Here is a 7764-nt window from a genome sequence, read left to right as displayed (position 1 = left end):
GCCTGGAAGTCGCGCACCGAGCCGGGGTCGGTGGCCAGCACCTTCAGCACGTCGCCGCTGGCCATCTCGGACAGCGCCTTCTTCGCTTTCAGGATGGGCAGCGGGCAGTTCAGGCCACGCGTGTCGATTTCCTTCTGGGCTTGCATCGTCGGTCCGTGATCGGTAGAGAGAGTCAGGAGCGCTTCGGCCATTCCATGAAGCGCGGTTCATGGCCGCGTGAGCGCAGCCAGTCGGCCAGCGCATAGCCGGTGCCGGCAGGCCAGCACATCACATCGGCGGGCGCGTAGAGCTTGTATTCGGCCAGCTCGGGCGACAGGCGGATCTCGCCGCGCGCCAACACATGGTAGGCGATGATCACCTGGTTCATGCGCTGGAAGTCGTAGACGCCGATCAGCTTCGTCGTCACCGCTTCGAGCGCGGTTTCTTCGGCCACCTCACGTATCAGGCCTTCTTCGGGCGTTTCGCCGGCCTCCATGAAGCCGGTGATCAGGCCGAACAAACGCGCCGACCACGCCGCATTGCGCGCCAGCAAGAGCTGCCCGTCACGGTCGCCGCATTCGATCACCGCGGCGAGCACCGGCGTTGGGTTGTTCCAGTGGGTCCAGTCGCAGGCCGGGCAGCGCAGCCGGGTCTTCAGGCCACCGTCTTCGAGTGATTCGACTTCGGCGAGTGCCGTGGCGCAGTTGGGGCAGAAGCGGAATTGGTAGGCCATGCTGCAGCGGGCTCAGGCGGGGAAGACGCCGGTGGACAGGTATCGCTCGCCGCGGTCGCAGACCACGAAGACGATCGTCGCATGGCTGAGCGTCTGCGCCATGCGCAGCGCGACCCACGCAGCACCGGCAGCCGAGATGCCAACGAACAGGCCTTCTTCGCGGGCCAGCCGGCGCGCCATGTCCTCGGCATCGGACTGGCTGACCAGCACCAGTTCGTCCACCTGCGCCGGGTCGTAGATCTTCGGCAGATACGCCTCGGGCCATTTGCGGATGCCGGGGATGCGCGAACCTTCGGCTGGCTGCGCTCCGATGATGCGCACCGCGGCATTCTTCGACTTCAGGTAGCGCCCGACGCCGGTGATGGTGCCGGTGGTGCCCATCGCACTGACGAAATGCGTGACCCGGCCCTCGGTGTCGTGCCAGATCTCGGGGCCGGTGGTCTCGAAGTGAACGCGCGGGTTGTCGTCATTGGCGAACTGGTCGAGCACACGGCCCTTGCCATCCCGCTGCATCTGCTCGGCCAGGTCGCGCGCGTACTCCATGCCGCCCGAGCGCGGCGTCAGGATCAGTTCGGCACCGTAGGCCTTCATGGTCTGCGCACGCTCGATCGACAGATCCTCCGGCATGATCAGCACCATGCGGTAGCCGCGGATGGCGGCCGCCATCGCCAGCGCGATGCCGGTATTGCCCGAGGTCGCCTCGATCAGCGTGTCGCCGGGCTTGATGTCGCCCCGCTCTTCGGCGCGGCGGATCATGCTCATCGCCGGCCGGTCTTTCACCGAGCCGGCCGGGTTGTTGCCTTCGAGCTTGCCGAGGATGACGTTGCCGCGCGCTTCGGTCGCCGCGCCGGGCAGGCGCTGCAGGCGAACGAGCGGCGTGCGGCCGATCACATCCTCAATGGTCTGATAACTGGACATGGAACGCGGTACCTCCGAGGACCATTGTGTCAGCGCCCCGCGAACGCCGCAGAACCCCCATGCCATAATCCGCGCCCACGCTGCCTCTGGCGTGCGATCACGGCCCTCGTGACGAAATCGGTAGACGTAGCGGATTCAAAATCCGCCGCCGCAAGGCGTGCCAGTTCGAGTCTGGCCGAGGGCACCACTCCCCATCCGCTCCATGCCCCCCCTGCCACCGGTCACCCAGGCGCTGATGTTGATCTGCACGGCGATGTTCTGCCTGCAGCTGGTGCTGGCCCGCGTGCTGGACACCTTTCTGGCGCTCTGGCCCTTCAGCAGCGGCCTCTTCTGGCCCTGGCAGGTCCTCAGCTATGCCTTCTTGCATGGCGACTTCACGCACCTGCTCTTCAACATGTTCGGCCTGTGGATGTTCGGCGGCGAACTGGAGCGGCTGTGGGGCACCAAGCGCTACCTCCAGATGCTGCTGGCCAGCGTGCTCGCGGCGGCGGCGGCGCAACTGCTGGTCACCTGGCTGATGGGTTCGCGCGCCCCCACCGTGGGGGCCTCCGGCGCGCTGTTCGGCCTGCTGCTGTCGTTCGGCATGCTGTTCCCGAACCGGGTGATCATGCTGATCATCCCGCCGATCCCGATGAAGGCACGCACCTTCGTGGCGGTGTTCGGCGCGCTCGAACTGCTGCTGGGCCTGTTCGGCCCCGCGGGCGTCGCCCACTTCGCGCACCTGGGCGGCATGCTCGGTGCGTGGCTGATGATCAGCTACTGGCGCGGCCGCCTGCCCTTCGGCCCATCGCGGCGGCGCTGAGCCACCACCCCTAGTCCGAAATAACCCCGCGCTCGCCTTCGCGGCGGGAACGGATCATGCTGCGTTCATCCCATCACTTCGGGAGCGCAGTGATGAAACCTCGACTTCCCCGTGTCTCCGCGGTCGCCTGGACGGCGCTGCTGGCCGTCCTGGCGGCCTTCGTCCTGACTTGGTCGCAAGCGGCTCTGGCCGCCGACTCAGCCGACGCGACGGCCGATCTCAGCGACCGCTCGCGAGCGCTGCAGCGAGCCCAGAACGCCGTGGTCGGCGTGCAGGCGATGGCGGTGGAAGGTGCACGCTCGACCGCCACGCTGGGCCCGGTGCGCAACGGCTCGGGCGTCGTCATCGGCCCGGATGGGCTGGTGCTGACCATCGGCTACCTGGTGCTCGAAGCCGATCAGGTGCAGATCGTCACCGACGATGAGCGCACCATTCCCGCACGGGTGATCGGCTACGACGTGGCCACCGGTTTCGGCCTGGTGCAGGCGCTGGCGCCGCTGCGCATCGAGGCCGCGCCGCTGGGCCGCTCGGCCGCGCTCGCACCGCGCGAGGTGATGATGATCGCCAGCGGCGGCGAAGACGGCGCGGTGAGCCCGGCCTGGCTGGTGTCGCGACGAGCCTTCTCCGGCTATTGGGAGTACCACATCACCGGCGCGCTGTTCACCACGCCGCCGCGCCGCGATCACAGCGGCGCGGGCTTGTTCAACGCACAGGGTGAGCTGGTCGGCATCGGCTCGCTGGTGCTGGCCGATGCTGCGCCGCCGGAAGACCCGGACCGGGTGCCGGGCAACATGTTCGTGCCGGTGGACCTGCTGTCGCCGATCCTCGACGAACTGCGCCGCGTCGGCAGCAGCGCGTCGAGCCGGCGGGCCTGGCTGGGTGTCAACTGCGTCGAACAGAACGGTGATGTGCGCGTGGTGCGCGTCAACGACGACAGCCCGGCCGACGTGGCGGGCCTGAAGGCCGGCGACCAGATCCTGCGCGTCGATGGCACCGAGGTGCATGCGCTGGAGGCGCTGTGGACGACGCTGTGGTCCGGCGGTGCGCCTGAACGCGAGGTGGTGCTGGACATCCGCCGCGACGGCACGTCGCAGACGGTGAAGGTGTTCAGCGTGGACCGGATGAAGACGCTGAAGCGGCCGCGGGGGATTTGATGCCGGGCGAGCGCAAGCCCTGCTCGGCCCACAGCCCTTCGTGCACGGTCGGGTAACGCAGCCTGAGCTTCAACTCCTGCTTCAGGCGCCGGTTCTGCAAGCGGCGTGATTCGCTCATGAAGCTCAGCTGCACCGGCGACAACTGCTGCTGCGCCTGCTCACGCGAGATGCGGGGCGGTCGCGGCAGGCCGCCCAGATCGGCCGCCAGGTCGAAGTAGTCGCCCATCGTCAGCGTGCTGTCGTCGCTGGCGTGCACCACGCGCTGCGGCAGGCCGCGGTGCAGTGCCGCCACGCAGGCCCGCGCCAGGTCGTCGGCATGGATGTGATTGGTGTACACATCGTCTTCGGGGCGCAGCACCGGCGTGCCGCGCAACAGCCGCTCCCGCGGGTGGCCACCGGGCCGGTCCAGCGCATAGATGCCCGGAATGCGCAGCACCGTCACCGCCACGCCGAAGCCGCGTCCATACCAGCGCACACGCGCCTCGGCGTCGACACGCCGCAGCGCCCGCTCGGTGGCCGGCCGCACGGCACGCGTCTCGTCGAAGCAGGCACCGCCGGCATCGCCATACACCCCGGTGGTGCTGGCGTACACCAGACGCCGCACGCGCCCACTGCGGGCCAGCGCTTGCAGCAGCGCCTGGGTGCGTGAGTCGCTGCTGCCGCTGCCCGGGGGTGGCGCCAGGTGCAGCACGGCATCGGCCAGGCCGGCGAGCCGGGCCAGCGTGCGCGGTTCATCCAGGTTGCCTTGCAACGGCACGGCGCCCGCCGCGCGCAGTTCGCCCACACGCTCGACCGAAGAGCTCAGCACCAGCAGCCGCCAGCGCCCGCGCAGCAGGCGCAGCACGCGCAGGCCGATGTCGCCACAGCCCACCACCAGCAGGGTCGGGCGCCGCAGGGCGGATGGAGTCAAAGGCATGATGTCGCGGGTGCAGGAAAGCGAGGCCCTCTCGCGGGCATGGGCCGCCAGCCCCTGGCGGGCACAATGGCGGCAGAGTGTAGTGGCCCCATCATGACCTTCCGAGTGACCTTGCAGCCCGCCGACCGGCAATTCAATGTGGCGCGCGACGAACCGATCCTCGCCGCCGCAATCCGCCAGGGCATCGGCATGCCCTACGGTTGCCGCGATGGGGCCTGCGGATCCTGCAAGAGCCGGCTGATCGAGGGCCGCGTGCTGCATGGCGCCCACCAGGCCAAGGCCTTGTCGGCTGCCGAAGAAGACGCAGGGCTGATCCTGCCCTGCTGCGCCACGCCGCAGACCGATTGCATCGTCGAAGCGCGCAGCGTGCCCGGCGCCGGTGACTTTCCGATCCTGAAGATGCCCAGCCGCGTGATCAGCATCGAACGCGCGGCCCCGGATGTGGCGGTGCTGACGCTGCAGTTGCCGGCCAACCAGAGCTTCCAGTACCACGCTGGCCAGTACATCGAATTCCTGCTGCGCGACGGCGCGCGGCGCAGCTACTCGATGGCCAATGCGCCGGGCCGGCTGAACGACCCGCCGGCCATCGAACTGCACCTGCGGCACATGCCCGGCGGGCTGTTCACCGACCATGTGTTCGGTGCGATGAAGGCGAAGGAGATCCTGCGCATCGAAGGCCCGTTCGGCAGCTTCTACCTGCGGGAGGAGAGCCGCAAGCCCATCGTGCTGCTGGCCTCGGGCACCGGCTTCGCGCCGATCAAGGCCATCGTCGAACGCATGCAGGACCTGGGCCTCACGCGGCCCACGGCGCTGTACTGGGGCTGCCGCAGCAAGATCGATCTCTACCAGCAGGCCTGGGCTGAACAGGCCGCCGCCAGCCTGCCGTCGCTGCGCTACGTCCCGGTGCTGTCGGAGCCGCGGCGGGAAGACGACTGGCGCGGCCGGACCGGTTTCGTGCACGAAGCGGTGATGGCCGACCTGCCCGACCTGTCCGGTCACCAGGTGTATGCCTGCGGCGCGCCGGTGATGGTGGATGCCGCACAGCGCGATTTCGTCAGCCGCTGCGGCCTGCCGGCGGACGAGTTCTACGCCGACGCGTTCACCTCGGAACTCGACAAGCACTGAAGCGCATCGCGCTGCCAGCGGCATCGGCTCAGGCAGGTCCGCAGGACTGGCCTGCAGGCGCTGCACTATGCTGCGCGCATGTCCACACGTCGCACCACCCTGCTCTCCCTGGCCACCATCGCCGCCGGTGCCTTGATGGCACCATCGGCACGGGCGCAACCCGCCGCACGCCCCATCCGCCTGATCGTGCCCTACCCGCCCGGCGGTCCGCTGGACATCGTGGCCCGCGCGCTGGCCGCGGCGGTGAAGGATTCACTGGGCACCGTGGTGGTCGAGAACAAGCCAGGCGCCGGCGGCAATCTCGGCGCCGACCTGGTGGCCAAGTCGCCGCCGGATGGCCTGAGTCTGGTGATGGGTGCCGTCGCCACGCATGCGATCAATCCGTGGCTGTTCTCGAAGATGCCCTACGACCCGATCCGCGACTTCACGCCGATCACCCGCGTCGCCCAGGTGCCGAACGTGCTGGTGATGAACAGCGACACCGCGCAGCGGCTGGGCATCGGCAGCGTGCATGACCTGGTCGCCTATGCGCGCAAGAACCCCGGCAAGCTGAACTACGGCTCCGGCGGCAACGGCAGCGCGGGCCACCTGGCCGGCGAAATGTTCAAGGCGCAGGCACGGGTGTTCATGGTGCACATCCCCTATGCCGGCGGCAACCCGGCGCAGCTGGCCCTGCTGTCCGGCCAGGTGGACCTGAACTTCGACAACCTGGCCGCGGCGGCAGCGAACATCAAGTCCGGCAAGCTGCGGGCGATCGCGGTGAGCACGCCGCAGCGCGCCAGCGCGATGCCCGAACTGCCGACGATCGCCGACAGCGGCAAGGGCGACGGCCTGGGCCAGTTCGATGTCAGCACCTGGTTCGGCCTGTTCGGGCCGGCCAGGCTGCCAGCCGAGGTGTTAGCCCGCTTGAACAAGGCCTTTGTCGACGCGCTGGCCAGCGCCGAACTCAAGGCCCGCATGGCCACGCTGCTGGCCGAGCCGGCGCCCAGTACGCCGGAACAGTTCGCAGCCTTCGTGAAAACCGAACTGGCCAAGTACGAAACCGTCGTCAAGGCCTCGGGCGCCAAGGTCGACTGAAGCCTGCGGTCACACGAAAGAAAGGGCATCGCCGAACGGCTTCGTGCAATGACGGGCTGACGGCATGCCGTGGAGCGCCGTGTGGCCATGCCCCGCGCATCAGGCCGCGCTGGCCAGCGTGGACGTCTGGGTGAGGTTCGCCGCGAACTCGCCATAGGCCTTGAGCAACAGCTTGCTCAGCGATTCCACGCTGACCCCGCCGGCCGAATCGACCTGGCTCTTGAAGCTGCCGATCTCGCTGGCACTGACGGCGGCGTCTCCGTCGCTGTCCATCGCCGAGGCCAGCTCCTTCATCAGATCCGCGAGCTCGCCGGCGGCACGTTCGGCCGCCGAGACACTGCCGTCGCCGTTCGTGTCCAGCGGATCGGTGCTCGCCGAACCGTCGCTTGCCTCGCTGCCCGCCGGCGGTGGCGGGGGTGGCGGCATGCCGCCCGCACGCTGCTGCGCAAAATCCACCGTCGACGACGGCGGCGGCATCAGGCTCTTCATGCCGGCATCCAGCTCGTCCTTGCTGAGGCTGCCGTCGGCGTCACTGTCCATCTTGCTCAGCAACTCGTCCGCGCTGCCCAGCGAGGGGCCGCCCGTGCTGCTGATGTGGTCGAGCATGCCCTGCAGCTCGGTGGTGTCCACGGTGCCGCTGCTGTCGCTGTCGACCTTGGCGAACATCCTGTCCTTCATGGCGCTGGCGCGCGAACTGCTGACGTCGGACCATGCGCCGCTGGCGCCGCCGACTGCACTGATCATGCTCATCGTGCTTCCTTTCAATCGATGGGTTGAGAACAAACCGTGCCGCCTCCACAAGGCCGCTGACGGTCCTTCGATTCTTCGAACCCGCCGTCTCGTCGGCGTCTCCGCTTTGTATCGAACCGGACATGAAAGCCTGTTCGAGCCGATGAACAAAGGCGCAAAAACCCCGCTGCTCGACGGATCCGCGATGGCGCAATCGTGCCTCGACCAGCTGCTTGCGCCGGTTGATCCGGGCCTCGTCATCGGGCCGCACACTTTGTGCGATAGCGCCGGCACTGAACCTCGGCGCCGATGACGTCGATCAAGCGCTGGC

10 protein-coding genes and 1 tRNA gene are annotated in these 7764 nt (G+C 68.5%); 6 read left to right on the top strand and 5 right to left on the bottom strand.

Annotated features, from left to right (window positions below; genetic code table 11):
• The 3 genes from VLK61_RS27245 to cysM all read right to left on the bottom strand — a co-directional run.
• Positions 1–146 (bottom strand): sulfurtransferase TusA family protein (locus tag VLK61_RS27245; RefSeq protein ID WP_325425958.1); only part of this gene is annotated, 146 nt, incomplete at its 3' end.
• Between the two features lie 26 nt (positions 147–172).
• Positions 173–712, bottom strand: a complete 540-nt coding sequence (locus tag VLK61_RS27240; RefSeq protein ID WP_325425952.1) for an NUDIX hydrolase — start codon at positions 710–712, stop codon at positions 173–175.
• A 12-nt stretch (positions 713–724) separates the two neighbouring features.
• On the bottom strand, positions 725–1630 hold the full coding sequence (gene cysM / locus VLK61_RS27235) for a cysteine synthase CysM (protein ID WP_325425950.1): 906 nt from the start codon (positions 1628–1630) through the stop codon (positions 725–727).
• A gap of 102 nt (positions 1631–1732) precedes the next feature.
• Here cysM and VLK61_RS27230 point away from each other — a divergent pair.
• From VLK61_RS27230 to VLK61_RS27220, 3 genes are all read left to right on the top strand, one after another.
• Positions 1733–1817: transfer RNA gene (locus tag VLK61_RS27230), tRNA-Leu, on the top strand.
• Positions 1818–1832: 15 nt separating this feature from the next.
• Complete coding sequence (locus VLK61_RS27225; RefSeq protein ID WP_325425948.1) at positions 1833–2432, top strand: rhomboid family intramembrane serine protease; 600 nt, start codon at positions 1833–1835, stop codon at positions 2430–2432.
• A 92-nt stretch (positions 2433–2524) separates the two neighbouring features.
• A complete protein-coding gene (locus VLK61_RS27220) occupies positions 2525–3586 on the top strand; it encodes a S1C family serine protease (protein WP_325425946.1) in 1062 nt (353 codons plus the stop codon).
• Here VLK61_RS27220 and VLK61_RS27215 read toward each other — a convergent pair.
• Positions 3540–4502 carry an NAD-dependent epimerase/dehydratase family protein gene (locus VLK61_RS27215; RefSeq protein ID WP_325425944.1) on the bottom strand — a complete coding sequence of 321 codons (963 nt, stop codon included), beginning with the start codon at positions 4500–4502 and terminating at the stop codon, positions 3540–3542. The genes VLK61_RS27220 and VLK61_RS27215 overlap by 47 nt on opposite strands.
• Positions 4503–4595: 93 nt before the next feature.
• On the opposite strand from VLK61_RS27215, the gene VLK61_RS27210 reads away from it, so the two are divergent.
• Positions 4596–5627, top strand: a complete 1032-nt coding sequence (locus VLK61_RS27210) for a CDP-6-deoxy-delta-3,4-glucoseen reductase (RefSeq protein WP_325425942.1) — start codon at positions 4596–4598, stop codon at positions 5625–5627.
• A 78-nt stretch (positions 5628–5705) separates the two neighbouring features.
• The gene (locus VLK61_RS27205) at positions 5706–6704 is read left to right on the top strand and encodes a Bug family tripartite tricarboxylate transporter substrate binding protein (protein WP_414636873.1); all 999 of its coding nucleotides are present in this window, start codon (positions 5706–5708) and stop codon (positions 6702–6704) included.
• A gap of 99 nt (positions 6705–6803) precedes the next feature.
• Here VLK61_RS27205 and VLK61_RS27200 read toward each other — a convergent pair whose 3' ends face one another.
• Positions 6804–7370 carry an EF-hand domain-containing protein gene (locus VLK61_RS27200; protein WP_325425940.1) on the bottom strand — a complete coding sequence of 189 codons (567 nt, stop codon included), beginning with the start codon at positions 7368–7370 and terminating at the stop codon, positions 6804–6806.
• Here VLK61_RS27200 and VLK61_RS27195 point away from each other — a divergent pair.
• A complete protein-coding gene (locus VLK61_RS27195) occupies positions 7360–7746 on the top strand; it encodes a hypothetical protein (protein ID WP_325425938.1) in 387 nt (128 codons plus the stop codon). The two genes, VLK61_RS27200 and VLK61_RS27195, sit on opposite strands and share 11 nt — an antisense overlap.
• Positions 7747–7764 lie beyond the last annotated feature (18 nt).

The sequence above is a fragment of the Aquabacterium sp. genome, from assembly GCF_035476535.1.
Taxonomy (GTDB): Bacteria; Pseudomonadota; Gammaproteobacteria; order Burkholderiales; family Burkholderiaceae_C; genus Pseudaquabacterium.
This window is presented reverse-complemented; position numbering and strand designations above follow the sequence as displayed.

Bases quoted from the DNA above. Each gene is read 5' to 3' on its own strand.
- VLK61_RS27205 (WP_414636873.1), top strand. From the start codon at position 5,706: ATGTCCACACGTCGCACCACCCTGCTCTCCCTGGCCACCATCGCCGCC.
- VLK61_RS27225 (WP_325425948.1), top strand. From the start codon at position 1,833: ATGCCCCCCCTGCCACCGGTCACCCAGGCGCTGATGTTGATCTGCACG.
- VLK61_RS27215 (WP_325425944.1), bottom strand. From the start codon at position 4,502: ATGCCTTTGACTCCATCCGCCCTGCGGCGCCCGACCCTGCTGGTGGTG.
- VLK61_RS27240 (WP_325425952.1), bottom strand. From the start codon at position 712: ATGGCCTACCAATTCCGCTTCTGCCCCAACTGCGCCACGGCACTCGCC.
- VLK61_RS27220 (WP_325425946.1), top strand. From the start codon at position 2,525: ATGAAACCTCGACTTCCCCGTGTCTCCGCGGTCGCCTGGACGGCGCTG.
- cysM (WP_325425950.1), bottom strand. From the start codon at position 1,630: ATGTCCAGTTATCAGACCATTGAGGATGTGATCGGCCGCACGCCGCTC.
- VLK61_RS27200 (WP_325425940.1), bottom strand. From the start codon at position 7,370: ATGTTCGCCAAGGTCGACAGCGACAGCAGCGGCACCGTGGACACCACC.
- VLK61_RS27210 (WP_325425942.1), top strand. From the start codon at position 4,596: ATGACCTTCCGAGTGACCTTGCAGCCCGCCGACCGGCAATTCAATGTG.